The organism is Vulcanococcus sp. (genome assembly GCF_044369115.1).
In the GTDB taxonomy this organism is placed as follows: domain Bacteria; phylum Cyanobacteriota; class Cyanobacteriia; order PCC-6307; family Cyanobiaceae; genus Vulcanococcus.
Genome location: NZ_JBIPMN010000020.1, coordinates 1 through 19600, shown reverse-complemented (window position 1 = coordinate 19600; position 19600 = coordinate 1). Strand labels below are relative to the sequence as shown.

Sequence of the window (19600 nt, the reverse complement as noted above, 5' to 3'; positions counted from 1 at the left end):
GCCGCAGCGATTTCACGAACATGCCGTAATTCAGTTCAGCCGCCGCCGGCTGGTTGAAGAAGCAGAAGTGCTCGCCGCCGCCGGTCCACGGTTGGAAGCGCGGATCAAACAGTTCGCAGAAGCCGAAGGGGCCATAGTCGAGCGTGTAGCCGCCGGCGGCGCAGTTGTCGCTGTTGAAGTTGCCCTGGCAGTAGCCCACGCGCATCCAGTTGGCCACCAGCGTGGTGAGCCGCCCGCGGAACAGCCGCGCCAGCTCCAGCACCTGCGCGGCCAACGGCAAGGCCGCGTTGATTTCAGAGCGGTAGTTCCTGGCGATCAGATGTTCAGTAATCCCTTGCAGCTCGCCCAGGGCATTGGCGTGGGCCTGGCTGCGCGCCCGGCGGCTAAACAACTCCAGCTGCCCCACCCGCAGAAACGACGGCGCCACCCGCGTGGTGATCGCCGCGGGGTTGTTCACCATCACATCGGGATCAAGCGAGCGCGATCCCTCGCTGTACCAGGGCCGCCGCACACCTTCGGTGCGCGACATGTAGAGCGTGAGCGAGCGGGAGGTGGGTACCCCCAGCGCGTGCATCAACTCCTGCGCCAGAAACTCGCGCACGCTCGAGCGCAGCACGGCCCGGCCATCGGCGCCGCGGCAGTAGGGCGTGGGTCCACCGCCCTTGAGCTGTAGTTCCCAGCGCTTGCCCTCAAACACGCCCTCAAAAATCGAGATGGCGCGTCCATCGCCGTAGCCATTGCCTGTGCCGAAGGGGCACTGCTGGGTGTATTCGGTGCCGTAGATGGAGAGGGCGTAGCCCGTGGCCCAGCCATGGGGACGCATCGCACCGCTGGCCGCGCTGCTGTCGCCGGACAACAAGCGGCGGAAGGCATCGTCGTGCGCCAGGTCTTCGCTCAGCCCCAGCTCAGCGAACAGGCCGCTGCTGTGGGCCACGTATTCAGGCTGGGGCAGCGGGGTGGGCGTCACCGGCACGTAGTGCCCGGAGCACACCTGGCGGGGGCGATGGTCGTTGCCGTCGAGCCTGGCCTCGGGGTCGGGCCGCAGGGAATCGAGCAGGGAATAGTCGGCCCGCTGCGCAAATTCCTCAAACGTGCAGGCTGGCGCGGCTGTGGACACGGCTGTTGCGGCTGAGATCACCATCCTGGCGAGCCGCTCAGGCCTCTTCAGGCCTTCAAGGCCTAGATTCTGAGCAAATTGTGAAGTTTCCTGTGCTCCTTTCGGCGCGGTGCTGCGTTTGATCGTCTCTGTTACCCCGGTGCTGCAGCCGAATCAGCGCTTTGAGCCAGTTTCTGCTCCGCGTTTCCCCACCAAGGCCGAGCTGCTCGGTTGTCTTCCGCCGGAGCTGCATCGCTTTGATCCGATCAAGGCCTGGGGCAGCTTGGCGATGTCGCTCGGCTTATCGCTGCTGGCCTACGGGGTAGGCACGCAGATTCCGCTCCACTGGTTCGCTCTCCCCCTCTGGCTGCTCTACGGCGCAGTCACCGGCACCGTGGCCATGGGCTGCTGGGTGATCGCTCACGAATGCGGCCACAACGCCTTCCACCCCAACCGACGCCTTGAAGCCTGGGTGGGCTTTGTGCTCCACAGCCTGCTCCTCGTTCCGTATCACTGCTGGGCCCGTAGCCATGCGGTGCACCACGCCCACTGCAATCACCTGGAGCAGGGCGAAACCCATGTGCCACCCAGGGCTTCTTCCCGCACCGGGCAGATCACCGAAGCACTCAAGCTGAACCTGGGGCGCCGTTTGTTCGGCTGGGTTTCGCTGTTCAACCACCTGGTGCTGGGCTGGCCGCTGTATCTCTTTCTCGGTGCCACTGGCGGCGAAGACTACGGCCGCCCGACGTCCCATTTCCGCCTCATCGTTGATGGAGCCCCGCGCAAGCGGCAGCTCTTCCCTGCGTCGTTCCGCGGTTTGATGCTGCGCTCCAACATCGGCCTGATCGTTGTTCTGCTGGGCCTAGCTTTCGCGGCAGTGCACTGGTCGTTGCTGCGGGTGCTCTGTGTGTACGGCCTGCCCTATCTGATGGTGAACGTGTGGCTGGTGGTTTACACCTGGCTGCAGCACACCGATCTCAACATCCCCCACTTCTGCGATCAGGAGTGGTCGTGGGCGAAGGGAGCCCTGCAAACCGTGGATCGGCCCTACGGCCCTGTGCTCAATCTGTTGCATCACGGCATTGGCTCCACCCACGTCTGCCATCACATCAACTCCGCGATTCCGCATTACAACGCCTGGCGTGGAACCGCTCTGCTGCGCGAGCGCTACCCCGAGCTCGTGCGTTACGACCCCACACCGATTCACAAGGCCCTCTGGCGTGTGGCCAGCCGTTGCGGCGCTGTGCAGCAGAGCCCCCTCGATGGCGCCTACTACTACTGAGGCGCTCCTTCACCATGGATAGGAGCTGAATGCACTGATGGACGACGCACTGAAGGCCCTTGTGGCTGACCTCGGCAGCGGCAATGTGCTCGATGCCGAGATGCTCGAGGGCTGCTCCGTTGAGCCCCACGAGCTCGACGATATGGATGAAGAGCAGGCTGCGAGCGTGGCGGCTCATGTGTTTGGGCAGCTCTTCGATCACGCCATTGCTCAGCCGGTGGGTGAAAGCGCTGACACGGAGGCGGGGCGCTGGAGCGGCACGCTCGATGGCTTCCGCTTTGTGATCGAGCGCGATGAGGTGGGCGATCTGGTGCTCGATTTCATCCCGCCCGGTTCATGAGCCTGGCCAGGTTCTGAGGCTTCAGCCCGCAGAGCCGGATCACCCATGGCACGATGCGGGCCTTCGCTTCCGTCTCGCCATGCCGTTGATCAACGTGCGAACGTCGCTCGCTTCGGTGGACAACGCCGATGCCCTGCTCAAGGAGCTCTCGGCCGCCCTTTCCCAGCAAACCGGCAAGCCCGAGAGCTACGTGATGACGATGCTCGAAACCGCGGTGCCGATGACCTTCGCTGCCAGCAGTGAGCCCAGCATGTTTGTGGAGATCAAATCCATCGGCGCATTGCGCCCTCCCGCGATGACAGCGGCGTTCTGCGATCTGATCAGCGCCCGCACGGGGATTCCCACCAACCGCATCTACATCCAGTTCGAGGATGTGGCGGCCGCAAGCTGGGGCTGGGATGGCCGCACCTTTGGCTGAGGCAGTGATCAGGGTGCGGCTTTGCCAATCGTGAGCGGCTCCAGCTTCCAGATGCGTGTGGCGTACTCCTCGATCGCACGATCACTGCTGAAGAAGCCACAGCGCATCGTGTTGGTGATCGATGCCCGCGCCCATTCGTCTGGCTTCTGCCAGGCCAGATCCACCTGATCCTGGGCGCGGCTGTAATCCGCCGCATCCGCCATCACCTGGAACGGATCGCTGTGGGTGAGGTTGTCGAGCAACGGCTGAAACAGGGATCGATTGCCATCACTGAAATGGCCGGAGGCGATCAAGGCCAGGGCCTCCCGTGCGCTGCTGTTGGGCTCCAGCCAGGTCCAGGGGTGATAGCCCTTGGCCGAGAGCTCCTGCACCTGGGCGGCCGTATGCCCGAACAGGAAGAAGTTCTTGTCTCCCACCCGCTCGCGGATTTCGATGTTGGCGCCATCGAGCGTGCCGATGGTGAGCGCTCCGTTGAGCGCCATCTTCATGTTGCCTGTGCCGGACGCCTCTTTTCCGGCGGTGGAGATCTGCTCGGAGAGATCCACCGCAGGATACGTGAGCTGGCCAAGGCTCACGCTGAAATTGGGCAGAAACACCACCCGCAGCCGGCCTCGCATGGCGGGATCGATGTTCACCATCTCGGCGATGCCCACGATCAGCCGGATGATCAACTTGGCCATGGCGTAGCCCGGGGCTGCCTTGCCACCGAAGATCACGGTACGCGGCGGCAGATCCTCGCCGGCGCGTAGGCGCAGATAGCGCTGCACCAGTTCGAGTGCCGCAAGATGCTGGCGTTTGTACTCGTGGATGCGCTTCACCTGCACATCAAACAGAGATGTGGGATCCACGAGCACCCCGAGCTGCTGATGGATGTGGTCGGCCAGTCGCTGTTTGGCCAGTGCCCGCACGCTGCGCCAGCGCTCCAGGAAATGGGCGTCACTGAGGAGCTGTTCGAGCCGCTCGAGTTGCTGTAGATCGCGGCGCCAGCTATCACCGATCGCTTCATCCAGCAGGCCGGAGAGATAGGGGTTGGCCACGGCGAGCCAACGCCGTGGTGTGACGCCGTTGGTCACGTTGGTGAAGCGATCCGGCCAGAGCTGGGCGAAATCGGCGAGCACCTGATCCTTCAACAACTGGCTGTGCAACTCAGCCACGCCGTTGGTGTGATGGCTACCCACTACAGCCAGATGGGCCATGCGTACCCGCTGCTTCTCGCCCTCTTCGATCAACGACACCCTGGCCAGCAGCTCCGGCCTGCCGGGGTGACGCAGCCGCACCATCCGCAGGAAGCGGGCATTGATCTCGTAAATGATCGCGAGCTGGCGCGGCAAGAGCTGCTCGAACAGCTCCACACCCCAGGTTTCCAGGGCCTCCGGCAGCAGCGTGTGGTTGGTGTAACTGAGGCTGGCGGTAGTGATCGCCCAGGCCTGGTCCCAGCCGAGCCCTTCTTGATCGATTAGCAGACGCATCAGTTCCGCCACCGCAATCGCCGGGTGGGTGTCGTTGAGCTGCACCGCGAATTTGCGGTGGAAGTCGCTCACTGGCAGCCCCTGTTTCTTCAGGATCCGCAGCATGTCCTGAAGGGAGCAAGACACGAAGAAGATCTGCTGGCTCAGGCGCAAGCGCTTGCCCTGATCCAACTCGTCGTTGGGGTAGAGCACCTTGCTCAGGGTTTCGCTCTGCACCTTGGCCAGCACGGCGCGGGTGTAATCGCCGGCGTTGAAGGAGGCGAAATCGAAGGCTTCCGGCGCCATCGCCGACCACAACCGCAAGGTGTTGGCTGTTCGCACGCCATACCCCGTGATCGGTGTGTCATGCGCCACACCCAGCACGGTGTGTTGGCCGACCTGCACCGGATAGCACCACTCCGGGCGAATCACCTCCCAGGGATTGCCCTGGGCCAGCCAGGCATCGGTGCTTTCCTGCTGCCCGTTGTGGCTGATGCTCTGACGAAAGATGCCGAATTCGTAGCGGATGCCGTAGCCGATAGCCGGTAGCTCGAGGCTGGCCAGCGATTCCTGGAAGCAGGCCGCCAAACGCCCCAGGCCACCATTGCCGAGCCCCGGTTCGGGCTCGCAACTGAGCAACAGCTCCAGATCCAGACCAAGCTCCTCGCAGGCCGTTTCGGCTTCTTGCCGCAGACCCAGATTCACCAGATTGTTATCGAGATGGGGGCCCAGCAGGTATTCAGCCGAGAGGTAAGCGGCTGTGCGCACCCCTTTTGTGGTGTAGGCCTCTGCTGTTTCAACCCAGTTCTGTAGAAGCCTGTCGCGCACGGCCAGCGACAGCGCCATGTAGAAGTCGTGCTGGTTGGCCAGGGCGGGTGATTTGGCCTGGCTGTAAAACAGATGGCGGCGAATCTGATCCGCCAGGGAACCCTGCGCTGCCACTGACATGGCAGTCTCGTTGGATGGCATGCGATCGCTTCCTCGCATCGACGTTGAGCGTCGACGGCATTGATGCTTCCACCGAAACGGAGTTCAGCAGTTGGTGCTGTGCCTATCAGCACCAAAAAAGAGCTGTTACGACGGTGGTTCTGTGCCTCGCCAGGTTTGATGGCCCCGCTGGATCGATCCCTCCGGAATCACATCGGTGATGGCCTTGAGCTCCATATCCACCACGCGGTGGGCGGAGCCCGCTTCAGCTGTTCGCCAGAGGGCAGCGGTCACGGCACGGATGCGCGTGCGATATAGGCCGCGGGCCACGGGCTTCCACTGGTTTTCGCGTTGTACCTCCAGGCGATACATGGATCTTGGATCTTTGCTTCACCATGCCCATGGCTCAGCTAGGTGCCCGGATCCTTAAGGCCTCGCTTGGGATCAGCCTGTGTTTCCATCAGCCTGCTCAAGGTTTCCACACACGCGACCATCCATAGCTGCTCAGATAAGAGGAGAAGGCTTGGGCATCGGCCAGGGAGTGCAACGCCACTTCTTCCACCACCTTGCGATCTCCATTGAGCTGTTCCACCTCGTGGCAAGCACTGAACAACAGGTTCGGCACTTGATAGATCACCCACCGGCCGCGATAGGGCGTGTCTTTGTGCACCAGGGTTGCAATCGCGGGATTTTTATAGAGAAGAGTCATTCGAGATCGTTGCTGTGTGCAGGCCCTTTCGGGCCGCCGGCTTTAGCCCAAGCATTCCTTGCCACCTGGATGGCTTGTGTACCGATGGCTACCGGCAGGCCATGCGAATGCGGATTCGGTAGCAATAGCTGCCTGGACAGGCCTCCTCGGCTGCGTTAGGTGGTTGCACCGATTGATCGCTTCATGCCTTCCAGCGCCCGCCTACAAGCTCTGCAAACCATTCAGGAACGTGCCACCACGCCCGTGACATCCCCAGGCCCCTTGGAGGACCTCTGGGCCAGTGATGTGTTCAGCCTTGCCGCGATGAAATCGGCGCTGCCCAAGGCTGTGTTCAAGTCGTTGCAGCGCACCATCACCCGTGGAGGCAAGCTCGATACCTCTGTGGCCGATGTGGTCGCCCAGGCGATGAAGGACTGGGCCACAAGCCGTGGGGCTCTCTATTACGCCCACGTGTTTTATCCGCTGACCAACCTCACCGCGGAGAAGCACGATGGCTTCATCGCACCCCAATCGGATGGTTCGGTGATCAGTGAATTCACCGGCAAGCTGTTGGTGCAGGGTGAGCCCGATGGCTCCTCGTTCCCCAATGGCGGCATCCGCTCCACGTTTGAGGCGCGGGGATACACGGCCTGGGATGTGACCAGCCCTGCTTACCTGATGCAGACCCCCAACGGCGTCACCCTCTGCATCCCCACGGTGTTTGTGAGCTGGACCGGGGAAGCCCTTGACAAGAAAACGCCCTTGCTGCGCTCCAATGCCGCCATGGATCGCCAGGCGCAGCGCTTGCTGGCCCTGCTCGGTGAGACCGAGATTGCTCCTGTGAATTCCAGCTGCGGCGCTGAGCAGGAATATTTCCTGGTGGACGCCGCCTTTACGGCCCTGCGACCTGATCTCCAGCTCGCCGGCCGCACCCTGTTTGGCGCGCCACCGGCCAAGGGCCAGCAATTTGATGATCATTATTTCGGCGCTATCCCTGAGCGGGTGCAGGTGTTCATGCAAGACGTGGAGCATCAGCTTTACCGCCTCGGAGTGCCCGCCAAGACGCGCCACAACGAGGTGGCACCCGGTCAGTTCGAAATTGCTCCGTTCCACGAGGCCGCCAACGTGGCCACGGATCACCAGCAGCTGATCATGACCGTGCTCAAGGCCACAGCCAAGAAGCACGGCTTCACCTGCCTGTTGCATGAAAAGCCCTTTGCCGGAGTGAACGGCAGTGGCAAACATGTGAACTGGTCGATCGGTAACAACACCCAGGGCAACCTGCTCGATCCCGGCAGCACGCCGCACGAGAATCTTCAGTTCCTGCTGTTCTGCGGAGCTGTGATTCGGGGCGTGCATTTATACGGCCCATTAATGCGAGCCGCGATTGCCACCGCCAGCAATGATCATCGCCTCGGTGCCAATGAAGCCCCGCCGGCGATCATTTCGGTGTATCTGGGCAGCCAGCTCGAGGATGTGTTCAGCCAGATCCGCAGCGGCAGCCTGCAGGGTTCAGCCAAGGCGGCGCTGATGTCGTTGGGGGTGGATACCCTGCCCGATCTCAACAAGGATCCTGGCGATCGCAACCGCACCTCACCGTTTGCCTTCACCGGCAACCGCTTTGAATTCCGGGCCGTGGGATCCGGTCAGTCGGTGGCGGGGCCACTGGTGGTGTTGAACACGATCCTGGCGGATTCGATTCAATGGATTGCCGATCAGCTGGAGCAACGGCTGCAGAGTGGACTGCCCCTTGAGGAGGCGGCCTTCACTGTGCTGCAACGCACCATGGAGGAGCACGGTGCCGTGGTGTTCGGCGGCGATGGCTATTCAGCGGAATGGCACCAGATGGCCGTGGAGCAGCGGGGTCTGGAGAATCTGCGCACCAGTGCGGATGCGCTGCCTGTGCTCCAACGCCCGGAGATTCGTGCCTTGTTCGAGCGTACGGGCGTGCTCAGTGCCGTTGAGTTGGAGAGCCGCTTTGAGGTGTACGCCGAGCAGTACAACCTGGCCATTGATGTGGAGGCCAAGTTGGTGTTGCGGATGGCGCGCACCCAGATCTACCCCGCAGCGATGGCCTCTCTAGAGCAACTGGCGGGCTCGATTGCTGTGCAGGAGTCGCTCGCTTTGGTGGTGGATCGCAGCTTGCTCGAGCAGATGGCTGCCCTCACACAGCAGTTGCTGTCGGCCTGCGCTGGCTTGCAGGAGGGCCTTGAGGCCACGCCAGCGGATCCCCATCAGCATCTGCGCCATTGCGCCGATGTATTGCTGCCGTTGATGAGTGGGGTGCGTGGAGCCGTTGATGCTCTGGAAGTGCTCGTGGATGACGACCAATGGCCCCTGCCCACCTACCAGGAGATGCTGTTCATGCGCTGAGCACTGCCTTCAGCCCATCACCAGGAGGTGGTGCGGTAGTGAATAAAGCCTTCGATGGAGCGGTGTTGCCCTTGCACGGCAAGGGCCTGTTCACCTTCCGCGGTGGCTTGGCTGAACTGAGTGAACAAGCCCTCGCGTCGTTCCAGTTCAGGCCCTGAACGGGGCGAGGGATCCTGGTTCTGGGCGGGGGATGCTGCCATCGGGTTTCTGAGCTGCTGGAACCCTATGGAGCGATTCATCCCCCTCCAGGTAGCGATCACTACGGATCTAAGCTCTCGGCAGCCTTGTTAGATCAGCTCTTCTTCTGCGTTGGGCTTGATCGTGCAATCGCTCAGGGGATAGCTGACGCAGAGCAACGCGTAGCCCTGATTCATCTGTTCGTCGTCGAGATACGACTGGTCGCTCTGGTCGACTTTGCCGCTCATCAGCTTTCCGGCACAGGTGCTGCAGGCGCCCGCACGGCAGGAATAGGGCAGATCAATCCCCTGCTCGTCGGCAGCATCGAGGATGTAGGTGTCTTCGGAGCAGCTGAAGCTTGTTCCTCTTTCCAGGGTGATGGTGTACGTGGACATGGCCAAACATGTGCAGCATTCATCCAATGCTGTTCCGCCCAACAGATCACTGATGTGATTGCCACTACAGGCTGGGCTGCAACGGCTGATACGTGGGCGACCATCCAGCTTCATCCAGGCATTGCAGGGCCTGTTCTGGCGTTTCGGCCAAGCGAGCCAATCCAGCCTCCACCGCGGCGATAGCCATCGCTTCTCTCCCCACTCGGACAGCCCATCGCCAAGCGCTCCCGCCTGATCAATGGCAGTTTTGAGGCGCATCCCCAGCTCGATGCTTTTTACAACTCGCTCGAAGAAGCCCTGACGGATGCAGTCGGCTGGTTGGCTTCCCAGGCTTCCTCCGCCCAGGCCGCCATTGGCGTTGAGGTGAGTACACGCGCTGGTGAGTGGCGCACCGTGCGCCATCGGGCACCGCTCAGCGCCTGAGGTGCCTGACGGTGGGCACAAAAAAAGCCCCGGCATACGCCGGGGCTTTGCTGTAGGGATCGCGCTGCGATCAATCCTCTTCGGTGGCGCCGGCGGGGATCAGTTTGATCTGCTTGCGACCGAGTTTGATCTCGAACTCGTCGCCGGGTTTGAGGTCGAGCATGGCGGTGTAGGCCTTGCCAATCAGCAGGTTGCCGTTGCCCTGCACGGTGGCGGTGTAGCTCAGCTTGCGACCACCTTTGCCGCGGCCCACGCCATCGTTGCCGAGGCTGAGACCTTTGGCTTCCAGCAGAGCTTCGTAGAAGGCGGTGAAGTTCAGGCGTTCACCACCATCCTTCTTGGTGCTCACATAGCCGCAGCTGCGCACCAGATCGGATTTGGACACGTCGCCAAGTTCTTTGACCTTGGCCAGCAGTTCAGAGCCGGTGAGCATGGATCGGAATTGAATCAATCCAACAATAACGCTCAGGCGGTACTGTGCCATCCCTTGGCCCATGATCTCTGCCATGTTTCTGATCGCCTGTCTCGCGATCCTGCCGGTTCTGCTGATCGCGTACTACACGATTCAACGCACCGCCGGCCATCACAGCCGTCAGGAAACCCGCCACATGATCAAGGGCATGGTGGTGGAGGCCATGAACAAGCACGATCAAGACTTCGACGACTGATCGCCTAACGGCTGTGGATCCAGCGCATCAGTGCTTTGGCCGGATCGCTCAACTCTGCGATGGAGCCATAGAGCCAGTCCTGCCAGCCCTGTTGTGGCAGACCACTGAACACCATCAGATTGAGGGGATAGTCCTCCGAGTCGCTGCAGCGGCGAAAGTCGTCGCGATAGAGGAACACCGGCTTGCCCAGGGCGATCGCCGCTCCGAGTTCCAGCATCACCCCTTCATCCGGAGGTGTTCCATTCACGATCGCCAGCAGAGCATCGGCATCTCGCACATCCTGAAGATCCGCCTGGGCGACACGCCAGGCCCAACCAGGCTGAGCCAAATTCACCTGACCGTTCCGACTGAACGGTTCCCAGACCTCCAGTCCGAGCTGCTCCAGTGCCGTGATGAAATCCGGCAACAGTCGCTCACGCCAGTGGGCTGAAAAGCCATAGGGCGAGGCCAGATACAACGTGGGTACAGCCATCAGCGGGAAGTCCGATACAGCTGTTCATCCAGCACCGCCGCGGCAGCGCTCTCCCAGGGAAACACAATCCATTCGTTGCTCTCGGTGACCTCCACCGCCTGCCACCACTGCGGCTCCACCTTGCTCAACCACACCATGGCCGTGCAGCTCTCCAGCTGGCGGTAAGGCTCCAGCGTCAGCCCTGTTTCATACACATCGTCAACCAGCAGACAGCCTGGCTGTGCGCTGTTGAGGAGCGGTAGTTCCAGGCGGTGGCTGAGCGTTACCGCCAGCACTAAGCCGCCGCGGGGAATGCCATGCACACCGCAGAAGCGTTGGCTTTGGCAACGCTCCACGATCGCCTCCACAGCCAGCTCGAAATCCTGCCAAGTGAGTGTGCGCATCGCTGCCGGGATCGATGCGCACACTTTCGCAATCCGCCCCGCTTGATCGCATCAGGCCAGCCGCTTCAGCGGCGTGAGGGCCACCAAGCTGAGATGAGCCAAGGCTCTGCACACGGATAAAACCGCCAGGCCAAGGCAAAGGGGGCAGTGCATCAGGCTCATGCCGCCAGCTTTGTGCAATCGCTTCGCCCTGAAGCGTTTCCTGCGGAAACTTCATCAATGCGTTGCGATCAGCGGCGCACGGGCACCACTGTCATCCCAACGGGCGCCAGGGCGATCAACGCCAGCTTGATGTGCTGGATGCCGAAGGGAATGCCAATGATCGTGATGAAGCAAGCCAGCGCTGAGGTGAGATGGCCGATCGCCAGCCACCAGCCGGCCACCAGGAACCACAACACATTGCCGATCAGTCCCAGCGCTCCGGTGCCCAGATCGTGGCGGCCGGTGAGATCACGCCGGCTGATCGCTTCCTGGCCAAAGGGCCAGAGCGAGAACGCGCCAATCACAAAACAGGAACGGGCCCACGGCAGGCCCACGATCGTGATTGCACACACCAGGCCCGCCAGCCACCAGCCCAGGGCCATCACCAGGCCGCCGAGCACCACCCAGAGGATGTTGAGAAGGGCGCTGAACATCACGCCATCTTCTTCCTGGAGTTATTCACAGCGCTTCGGCCCGTTGCGCTTCGTTGATCAGGCGCTGCACGCGATCCAGCAGAGATTCATTGCTGAGGCGGCTGTTTAACCGCTCCACCAGCAGCGGGAAGGCCAGGGGGCCAGGCCTGGCGATTCGCTCCACCCGCCAGGTGCACGACGCCATCCGCTCCAGCGCCGTCTGCAGCCGCTGCGCTTCCAGTTGCTCTTCGAGCACCTCCCGTTGGGCCTGCTCCAGCAGCAGGCTGCCGGGTTCGTGTTTCTGAAACACGTCGAACAGCAGCGCCGCGCTGATCTGCAGTTGTCCGCCTGTTTTGTTCTGCCCCGGCATCGCCTGGCTGATCAGGCCGCTCACCTGGGCGATGGCGCGGAAGCGGCGCCGGCACAGCTCGGAAAAATTCAGCGCCTGTTGGAGATCGCTTTCAAGGTTGCGGAGATCCAGCAGATCGTCGCCATGCAGATCAAGCAGCTCCTCGAAGGGATAGGCCTTCGGGGCCAGCAGCTCGAAGCCGTAGTCGTTCACCGACACGGTGATTGTGCTGGCTTTTTGCCGCGCCAGCCGCCAGGCCCAGAGGAAGCCAATGCCTTCGTGCACAAAGCGCCCCTCGAAGGGATAAACAAACAGATGGCTGCCTTCGCGGCTGCGGCAGAGCTCTACCAGCAGCTGATCGCTGCGCGGTAGGCCGGACAGGTTGGCCTGCCGTTGCAGCAGTGGTTCGAGTGCTTGCAGCTCGGGTGTGTCGAGGGTGGCTTCGCCATCGAGGGCGCGGGCGCAGCGATCCACTTCCTGGCGCAGATGGGAGCTGAGTAGATCCGACAGCGCCATTTGGCCTCCGGCCCAGGCCGGCACGGTGGAGCTTTTCTTGCTGGTGGCCTTCACCTGAGCCGTCATCTCCCGCAGCCGCACGAATTCCAGCTGGCGGCCGGCGAAGAAGAACACATCGCCTGGCTTGAGCCGTCCGATGAAGGCCTCCTCCACATGGCCGATCACGGCGCCGCGCACGAAGCGCACCGTCACTGAGCGGTCGGCGGTGATTGTGCCGATGTTGAAGCGATGCAGCCGGGCGATTGTCTTGTCGAGCACGCGGAAGCGCCAGGGTTCTGCGGGAGCCGCCGGTTCGTCGTCGTGCAGGCGGCAGCGCACGAGCTTGCGGTAGCGGGGATAGGCGCTTAGGCATTGGCCGCCGTGCTCCAGAAAATCGAGGCACCACTGCCATTGGGTGTCGGTGAGGTGGCGAAAGCTCCAGCACTGGCGCACCGTGGCTAGCTCGTCCTGCGGTTGGAAACCGGCTCCGCAGGCCAGGCTGGTGAGGTGCTGCAGCAGCACATCGAGGGGGAGTTGTGGTGGCCGGCGGTGCTCCACCAGACCGTTTTCCAGGCCGCGCCGCATGGCGCTCACCTCCAGCAGCTCCAGTGCATTGGTGGGCATAAACAGCACCTGGGAGGTGCCGCCCGGGCAGTGGGCGCTGCGGCCGGCCCGCTGCAGCAGGCGGGCCAGGTTCTTGGCGCTTCCGATCTGCACCACCCGTTCCACCGGCTGAAAGTCGACCCCCAGGTCCAGCGAGCTGGTGCACACCACCCAGCGCAGCTCGCCGGCTTTCACGCGGGCTTCGATTGCTTCGCGCTCGGCGCGGTCGATGGCGCTGTGGTGAAGCGCCAGACCGTCTTCCATCTCCGGGCAGGCAAAGCGCAGGCACTGGTGCCAACGCTCGGCCTGGTTGCGGGTGTTGGTGAACAGCAGCGTGCTCACCCCGGGCTCAAGCCCCGCTACCAGCTCCTCGTACATGCGCAGCCCGAGGTGCCCGCCCCAGGGGAAGCCATCAATCGTGTCGGGTAGAAGTGAGCGGATCGCCGTTGCCCGCTGGATGTCGGTGGTGATGATCCGTGGTGATGGGGGTGGGTCTGCCGTTGAGGACGGCAGGCCCATGGCGGCGCGGGCGGCTTCCTCGAGATTGCCGATGGTGGCGCTGATGGCCCAGGTGCGCAGCTGCAGGCGATGGCGCCGCAGCCAGCTGAGGCAGAGCTCCGTTTGCGTGCCGCGTTTGCTGCCCATCAGCTCGTGCCATTCATCGAGCACCACCGCCTGCAGCTGGCCGAACAGCTCGTGTGCTTTGGCGTTAGCCAGCAGCACGCTCAGGGATTCCGGCGTGGTGATCAGGATCTCGGGCGGTGTGCGCAGCTGTTTGCTGCGCTCATGGGTGCTCGTGTCGCCATTGCGAATCGCCACCCGCAGCGGCCAACCCATCGCCGCAATCGGTTGCTCAATCGACAGGGCGAGATCCCGGCTGAGGGCGCGCAGCGGCGTGATCACCAGCAGCCGCAGGCCGCGCGATGGTGTTCCGAAGCGACCGGTCTTGCGGCGTGGCTTGGCCTCCGCCTTCTGGTTCTGGGTTTTGGGATGGGCTGCTACCTCAGTGAGCGCTGGGGGTAATGGCTCGCGGGCGTGTGCGGTCTTCTTTTCGTTCCGTACGGAAGCTTGTGCAGTTGCGGGTGCGTGCATCGCGTCGCCCGCAGGTTGGGACGGTTGGGTTTGCTGGTGCACCGCGGCAAGCATTTCTGCGATCGGCCCCATCACGGCGGCGTAGGTCTTGCCGGAGCCGGTGGGTACCTGCAGCAGGCCGCTGTCGCCCGCCAGGTAGGCCTGCCAGCACTGGCGCTGGAAGGCCATGGGCGTCCAGCCCTGCTGGGCGAACCAGGCTTCGATTGGCGCCAGGGCTTCACTCGCGGCGGCTGCGTTCATGGCCGCTGCTCCATCAGAGCCATGGCGCTGGCCAGGCTGTCGGCTTCGCTGGCGGGTTTGTCGGTGCGCCAGCGGCTAATGCGCGGGAAGCGCACCGCGAAGCCGCACTTGTGGCGTTTCGAGGGTTGGATGCCTTCAAACGCCAGCTCGAACACCTGCAACGGCTCCAACGCCCGCACGGGGCCGAAGCGCTCGGTGGTGTGGGCGCGAATCCAGCGATCGAGCTCGCGGATTTCGGCATTGTCGAGGCCGGAGTAGGCCTTGGCGAAGGTCACCAACTCCCCGTTGCCGTTCCAGAGGCCAAAGCTGTAGTCGGTGTAGAGGTTGGCCCGCTTACCGCTACCCGCCTGGGCATAAAGCAGCACGGCATCCAGTCGCAAGGGCTCGAGTTTGTGCTTCCACCAGTAGCCGAGTTTGCGACCTACGAGGTAAGGCGAGTCGAGCGCTTTGAGCATCAGCCCTTCAGCCCGCTGCCTCCGGGCCTGATCGCGGATGTCATCCAAGTCGCCCCAGTGCCGGAGCGATTGGGTGGTGGAGAGCCGCAACCGGTTGCCCCCCTCAGCTCCTGGCGCTTCCTGCCAGTTTCGATACAGCACCTCCAGCTGCTCACGCCGATGCTGCAGCGGCTGCTGGCGCAGATCTATTCCCTGATGTTCCAGCAGGTCGTAGGCCACGAAGGCGGCCGGGCAGTCGCGCTGCAGGCTGCGGCTCGGCGCCTTGCGCCCCAGCCGTCGCTGCAGGCTGGCAAACGTTTCCGGTGTGTCGGCATCGCCGTGCCACACGATCACCTCCCCATCCAGCGCCGTTCCCTGGGGTAACTGCTCCGCCAGCGCGATCAGCTCTGGGAACGCCTCATTGATCAGCTCTTCGCCGCGGCTCCACAAGCTGCAGCCGCCGGCGCGGCGGATCAGCTGGCCGCGGATGCCATCCCATTTCCATTCCAGTTGCCAACCCTCGGGTGCCGTGTGCTCCAGCTGGCCCGGCTCCAGAGGGCTGGCCAGAAAGAAGGGATAGGGCCGGGCTGAGAGGCTCTCGTCCTGGGCGGCAGCCGCTGTGAGTTCTGCAAACGCCGCGGCACTGGGGGTGAAGCCACCCATCAGCCGATGCGCCACCAACGCCTCATCCAACGCGGCGCTCTGGGCTAGGGCCCGGGTCACCAGCCCCGTGGAGACGCCCACGCGAAAGCCGCCGCTCAGCAGCTTGTTCACCAGCAGCAATTGATCTGCCGGCAGGCTGCGCCAACAGGCACGCACCGCTTCGGCCTGCTCCTCTCCCTGCAGCGCCGCCAGCTGAGGCAGCCGTTCGTCCATCCACAGGGTGAGGGGATCCTCAAAGCTGGCGGTGCCTTGGGTTTCATCCCTGGGGCTGAGCTCGCCGGCGGCATCGGGGCGCTGTTGCCACAGCAAGGTCACCGTTTCGGCTGAATCGCCCACCTGCGCGTGGCAGGCCTCAAACAACCATTCCGGCAGCTCCGTGCCCGCCAGGCAGATCTCCCGCAGTCGCCGGCCTGTGATCAGGCGCCGGCGCCGTTTGCCCAGCAGCAGCGCCAGGGCCCAGGCGGCATCGGCGGGAGCCGCACTGCGGAAATAGGCCTGCAGCGCTTCGAGCTTGGCGCTCGTGCTGCCGGTGCCATCCAGCTGGCGAAACAAAGCGGCGAATGCCTGCATCAGTTTGTTGGGGTCTCATCGTCGAAGCGTTCCGCCTCGAAGTGACCTTCCAGCGGTTCAGTGCTGATGCCTTCCACCTCTTGCAGATAGCGCGCCAGCACGTTGCTCTGGCCGTGGGTCACGTACACCTGCTGTGCCCGGCTGTCTTTCACGCTTTGCAGCAGCCCGGCCCAGTCGGCGTGGTCGCTCATCACGAAGCCGCGGCCGAAGCCGCGCCGCCGCCGGGCGCCGCGCACCGCCATCCATCCGCTCACGAAGCCGTTCTGCGCCTTGGCGAAGCGCCCCAGCCCGCGGCTGCGCTGGGCCGCTGGAGGTGCGATCAGCAGGCGCCCTCCCAGATCAGCTCCGCGCTCCAGATGGGCGAGCGCTCGGGTTGGCGGCATGGCCACACCGGCCTCCCGGTAAGGCCCCATCAGCCGATCAACGGCGCCGTGCAGCAGCACTTCGTCGGCGACGCCGAGCCGATGCAACTCCGCCAGCACCCGTTGCGCCTTGCCGAAGGCGTAGCAGAACAGCACCGATGGCCGCTCGGGAGCGCTGCGCCACCACGTGAGAATTTCCTCCGCCACCTGTGCTCCGCTCTGCCAGCGGTAAATCGGCAGGCCGAAGGTGGCTTCGCTGATCAACACATCCGCCTGCACCGGTTCAAACGGCGCGCAGCTTGGATCGGCGCACCGCTTGTAGTCGCCACTCACAAGCCAGCTCTCGCCGCCGGCCTCCAAGCGGATCTGAGCACTTCCCAGCACGTGGCCGGCTGAATGAAACGACACCCGCGCCTCGCCGATCCTGTGCAGCTCGCCGTAGTCCACCGGCAGCAGCTTGATCTCGGCCCCGAGCCGCTCCCGCAGGATCCCTGCGCTCGCCCCAATCGCCCAGTACTCACCGCAGCCTGGCCGAGCATGATCGGCATGGGCATGCGTAATCAGCGCCCGTGGTACGGGCCGCCAGGGATCAATCCAGGCGCGCGCTGCCGGGCAATAAAGCCCCTCGGGACTGAGCTGCAGCAGGCCGCCTGGGGCGAGGGGCATCGGAGCTGGGGCTGTTGGCGCGGGCTTGGCCCTGAATCATCGCCAGCCGCGTAGCACCTCTGCGTCTTGCGGTTGACGCGTGCGGCCGCCGTCTCTAGCCAGGGGGTGATCCCTGCGGTCCGCCGCCATGGCTCTCAACGATTTCCGCGATGAACTGGCGGCCACCGCAGCGGCCCTGGCGGCCCCGGGCACGGGGCTGCTCGCGGCCGATGAATCCACCGGCACGATCGGCAAACGCTTCGATGCAATCGGCCTTGACAACACCGAAGACAATCGGCGCGCTTACCGCAGCCTGCTGGCCACCACCGAGGGGCTGAGCGAGCACATCTCGGGTGTGATCCTTTACGAGGAAACCCTCTTTCAAGACAGCACCGCTGCGGCCGGCGGCGCTCCGATCGTGGAGTTGTTCCAAACGCAGGGGATTGTGCCCGGGATCAAGGTGGATCAGGGGGTGGAACCCCTGGCCGGTGGTGTGGCCGGGGAGAGCTGGTGCACCGGCCTCAAGGGTCTGGGTGATCGCGCCGCCAGCTACTACGCCCGTGGCGCGCGGTTCGCCAAATGGCGAGCCGTCTTGCAGATCAGCGGCAACGGTGCCCCCTCGGAGTTGGCCGTGCGCGACAACGCCTGGGGCCTGGCTCGCTACGCCCGCACCGTGCAGGAGCACGGCCTGGTGCCGATCGTGGAGCCGGAGATCCTGATGGATGGCGACCACGACATCACCACCACCGCTTCGGTTCAGGAGTGGGTGCTGCGCACCACGTACGAAGCCCTGGCCATCAACGGCGTGTTTCTGGAAGGCAGTCTGCTCAAACCCTCGATGACCTGCCCTGGCGCGGAGTGCCCGCAACAATCCAGCGCTGAGGAGGTGGGTGAGTTCACCGTGCGCACCCTCAGCCGCACCGTGCCCGCGGCAGTGCCGGCGATCCTCTTTCTCAGCGGTGGCCTCAGCGAGGAAGATGCCAGCCTTTGCCTCAACGCCATCAATCAAGCGGCTGCGCAGGGCTATGCCCCCTGGCACCTCGGCTTCTCCTACGGCCGCGCTCTGCAGCACTCCTGCATCAAGCACTGGGGCGGTAGCGATCTGGCGGCGGGCCAGGCAGCGCTGATGGCCCGCGCCCGGGCCAATGGAGCCGCGAGCCGCGGTGCCTATGAGCCGGGCTCCGAACCCTCGGATGACACCAGCTTGTTTGTGGCTAACTACAGCTATTAGCGGCTCATCGCCAGCATCTTTTCAATCGGCGCCAGCGCCCGCTGGCGCATCGCCTCATCCAGCTCGATCGCTGGAGCCATGTCGTTCAGGCACTGCCACAGCTTCTCGAGGGTGTTGAGGCGCATATAAGGGCAGGCGTTGCAGCTGCAGCCGTCCGCACCCGGCACCTCATAGAACGCCTTGCCAGGCACCGCCTTGCGCATCTGGTGCAGGATTCCTGGCTCAGTGAGCACGATGAAGCCGCTGGCGTCACTGGCTGCGGCGCGGCGCAACAAGGCGCTGGTGGAACCGATGAAATCGGCGTGATCAAGCAGATGTTGCTGACATTCCGGGTGGGCGAGCACCTCAGCCGCGGGGTGCTCGAGCTTCAGCTGCAGCAGGGCCTGCTCGCTGAAGGTTTCGTGCACGATGCAGCTGCCGGGCCAGAGGGTGAGCTCGCGGCCGCTCTGGCGCTGCACCCAGCGGCCGAGGTTCTGATCCGGCGCAAACAGGATCTGGCGCTCGGCGGGGAGTTGCTTCACCAGATCCACGGCGTTGCTGCTGGTGCAGATCAGATCGCTCTGGGCCTTCACGGCCGCCGAACAGTTGATATAACTCACCACCAGGTGCTGGGGATGTTCAGCACGGAACCTGGCGAAGGCATCGGCAGGGCAGGCATCGGCGAGGGTGCAGCCGGCCTCGAGGTCCGGCAGCAGCACCGTTTTGGAGGGGCTGAGGATCTTGGCCACCTCCGCCATGAAGTGCACGCCGCAGAACACGATCACGTCGGCGTCTGTGGCGGCGGCCTTGCGTGAGAGTTCGAGCGAATCGCCGATGAAATCAGCGATGTCTTGAATCTCAGGTTCCTGGTAGTAGTGCGCCAGGATCACGGCGTTGCGTTGGCGTTTCAGCTCGGCGATCGCCGCCGGCAGCTGCGCGTGGGGCGGGCAACCGCCGGTGGTGTTCTGGGCAGCCGCGAAAACCAAGGCTCAGGCCCTACCTGATGCAGGATGGCGGAAGCCTAGGCATCCGTTTGGCAGAGCTCCGCATCGCCATCGCCGGAGATCTGCATGGGCAATGGGACGCGGTGGATGAACAGCTGCTGGAGCATCTGGCGCCCGATGCCCTGCTGCTGGTCGGCGACCTCAGCGATGGTCAGGCCCGTATCCCGGCGCGTCTGGCCCAGTTGCCCTTGCCACTCGCCTGCATCCTCGGCAACCACGACACCGGCCG

At 63.8% G+C, this 19600-nt stretch carries 22 protein-coding genes; 7 read left to right on the top strand and 15 right to left on the bottom strand.

Annotated features, from left to right (window positions below; genetic code table 11):
• Positions 1-1141, bottom strand: a 1141-nt coding sequence (locus ACIQ2E_RS02665) for a protein adenylyltransferase SelO family protein (protein WP_398325776.1), incomplete at its 3' end; no start/stop codon positions are given.
• 94 nt (positions 1142-1235) lie between these two features.
• Between ACIQ2E_RS02665 and ACIQ2E_RS02660 the strand changes: the two genes are divergently transcribed.
• The 3 genes from ACIQ2E_RS02660 (at position 1236) to ACIQ2E_RS02650 (ending at position 3136) form a co-directional block, all read left to right on the top strand.
• The gene (locus tag ACIQ2E_RS02660; protein WP_398325773.1) at positions 1236-2378 is read left to right on the top strand and encodes a fatty acid desaturase; all 1143 of its coding nucleotides are present in this window, start codon (positions 1236-1238) and stop codon (positions 2376-2378) included.
• A gap of 37 nt (positions 2379-2415) precedes the next feature.
• Positions 2416-2718 carry a hypothetical protein gene (locus ACIQ2E_RS02655; protein WP_398325770.1) on the top strand — a complete coding sequence of 101 codons (303 nt, stop codon included), beginning with the start codon at positions 2416-2418 and terminating at the stop codon, positions 2716-2718.
• Between the two features lie 79 nt (positions 2719-2797).
• Positions 2798-3136, top strand: coding sequence for a phenylpyruvate tautomerase MIF-related protein (locus ACIQ2E_RS02650; protein WP_398325767.1), 339 nt, complete (start codon positions 2798-2800; stop codon positions 3134-3136).
• Between the two features lie 8 nt (positions 3137-3144).
• Here the strand turns inward: ACIQ2E_RS02650 and ACIQ2E_RS02645 are convergent, their stop codons facing one another.
• The 3 genes from ACIQ2E_RS02645 to ACIQ2E_RS02635 all read right to left on the bottom strand — a co-directional run bounded on the left by ACIQ2E_RS02645 (position 3145) and on the right by ACIQ2E_RS02635 (position 6220).
• Positions 3145-5553: a glycogen/starch/alpha-glucan phosphorylase gene (locus ACIQ2E_RS02645; RefSeq protein WP_398325764.1), complete on the bottom strand. Its 2409-nt coding sequence runs from the start codon at positions 5551-5553 to the stop codon at positions 3145-3147.
• Between the two features lie 105 nt (positions 5554-5658).
• Positions 5659-5883 carry a hypothetical protein gene (locus ACIQ2E_RS02640; RefSeq protein WP_398325761.1) on the bottom strand — a complete coding sequence of 75 codons (225 nt, stop codon included), beginning with the start codon at positions 5881-5883 and terminating at the stop codon, positions 5659-5661.
• 97 nt (positions 5884-5980) lie between these two features.
• Entirely contained in the window at positions 5981-6220 is a 240-nt protein-coding gene (locus ACIQ2E_RS02635; RefSeq protein WP_398325758.1) for a hypothetical protein, read from the bottom strand.
• 183 nt (positions 6221-6403) lie between these two features.
• On the opposite strand from ACIQ2E_RS02635, the gene ACIQ2E_RS02630 reads away from it, so the two are divergent.
• Entirely contained in the window at positions 6404-8572 is a 2169-nt protein-coding gene (locus ACIQ2E_RS02630) for a glutamine synthetase III (RefSeq protein ID WP_398325755.1), read from the top strand.
• Between the two features lie 17 nt (positions 8573-8589).
• Here ACIQ2E_RS02630 and ACIQ2E_RS02625 read toward each other — a convergent pair whose 3' ends face one another.
• From ACIQ2E_RS02625 to ACIQ2E_RS02610, 4 genes are all read right to left on the bottom strand, one after another.
• Entirely contained in the window at positions 8590-8772 is a 183-nt protein-coding gene (locus ACIQ2E_RS02625) for a hypothetical protein (RefSeq protein WP_398325752.1), read from the bottom strand.
• An 87-nt stretch (positions 8773-8859) separates the two neighbouring features.
• On the bottom strand, positions 8860-9144 hold the full coding sequence (locus ACIQ2E_RS02620) for a 2Fe-2S iron-sulfur cluster-binding protein (protein WP_398325749.1): 285 nt from the start codon (positions 9142-9144) through the stop codon (positions 8860-8862).
• Positions 9145-9208: 64 nt separating this feature from the next.
• Positions 9209-9331, bottom strand: coding sequence for a hypothetical protein (locus tag ACIQ2E_RS02615; RefSeq protein ID WP_398325746.1), 123 nt, complete (start codon positions 9329-9331; stop codon positions 9209-9211).
• A gap of 306 nt (positions 9332-9637) precedes the next feature.
• Complete coding sequence (locus ACIQ2E_RS02610) at positions 9638-10000, bottom strand: AbrB family transcriptional regulator (protein ID WP_296446224.1); 363 nt, start codon at positions 9998-10000, stop codon at positions 9638-9640.
• Positions 10001-10073: 73 nt separating this feature from the next.
• Between ACIQ2E_RS02610 and ACIQ2E_RS02605 the strand changes: the two genes are divergently transcribed.
• Positions 10074-10235 (top strand): hypothetical protein, encoded by a 162-nt coding sequence (locus ACIQ2E_RS02605; RefSeq protein ID WP_398325743.1) that lies wholly within the window; start codon positions 10074-10076, stop codon positions 10233-10235.
• A 4-nt stretch (positions 10236-10239) separates the two neighbouring features.
• Here ACIQ2E_RS02605 and ACIQ2E_RS02600 read toward each other — a convergent pair whose 3' ends face one another.
• The 6 genes from ACIQ2E_RS02600 to ACIQ2E_RS02575 form a co-directional block, all read right to left on the bottom strand.
• Positions 10240-10707, bottom strand: a complete 468-nt coding sequence (locus tag ACIQ2E_RS02600; RefSeq protein WP_398325740.1) for a nucleoside 2-deoxyribosyltransferase — start codon at positions 10705-10707, stop codon at positions 10240-10242.
• On the bottom strand, positions 10707-11090 hold the full coding sequence (locus ACIQ2E_RS02595; protein WP_398325737.1) for a phosphoribosyltransferase: 384 nt from the start codon (positions 11088-11090) through the stop codon (positions 10707-10709). The genes ACIQ2E_RS02600 and ACIQ2E_RS02595 overlap by 1 nt, the downstream gene beginning before the upstream one ends.
• 230 nt (positions 11091-11320) lie before the next feature.
• A complete protein-coding gene (locus ACIQ2E_RS02590; RefSeq protein ID WP_398325734.1) occupies positions 11321-11725 on the bottom strand; it encodes a YccF domain-containing protein in 405 nt (134 codons plus the stop codon).
• A 25-nt stretch (positions 11726-11750) separates the two neighbouring features.
• Complete coding sequence (locus ACIQ2E_RS02585) at positions 11751-14483, bottom strand: ligase-associated DNA damage response DEXH box helicase (RefSeq protein WP_398325731.1); 2733 nt, start codon at positions 14481-14483, stop codon at positions 11751-11753.
• Positions 14480-16150 (bottom strand): ATP-dependent DNA ligase, encoded by a 1671-nt coding sequence (locus tag ACIQ2E_RS02580; RefSeq protein WP_398325728.1) that lies wholly within the window; start codon positions 16148-16150, stop codon positions 14480-14482. Before ACIQ2E_RS02580 ends, ACIQ2E_RS02585 begins: the two co-directional genes overlap by 4 nt.
• Positions 16150-17178: a ligase-associated DNA damage response exonuclease gene (locus tag ACIQ2E_RS02575; RefSeq protein ID WP_398325725.1), complete on the bottom strand. Its 1029-nt coding sequence runs from the start codon at positions 17176-17178 to the stop codon at positions 16150-16152. Before ACIQ2E_RS02575 ends, ACIQ2E_RS02580 begins: the two co-directional genes overlap by 1 nt.
• A gap of 127 nt (positions 17179-17305) precedes the next feature.
• On the opposite strand from ACIQ2E_RS02575, the gene ACIQ2E_RS02570 reads away from it, so the two are divergent.
• On the top strand, positions 17306-18388 hold the full coding sequence (locus ACIQ2E_RS02570) for a class I fructose-bisphosphate aldolase (protein WP_398325722.1): 1083 nt from the start codon (positions 17306-17308) through the stop codon (positions 18386-18388).
• Here ACIQ2E_RS02570 and nadA read toward each other — a convergent pair.
• Positions 18385-19353 (bottom strand): quinolinate synthase NadA, encoded by a 969-nt coding sequence (gene nadA, locus ACIQ2E_RS02565; protein ID WP_398325719.1) that lies wholly within the window; start codon positions 19351-19353, stop codon positions 18385-18387. The genes ACIQ2E_RS02570 and nadA overlap by 4 nt on opposite strands.
• Before the next feature lie 47 nt (positions 19354-19400).
• Here nadA and ACIQ2E_RS02560 point away from each other — a divergent pair.
• Positions 19401-19600: metallophosphoesterase (locus ACIQ2E_RS02560; RefSeq protein ID WP_398325716.1), on the top strand; the 200-nt coding region annotated here is incomplete at its 3' end.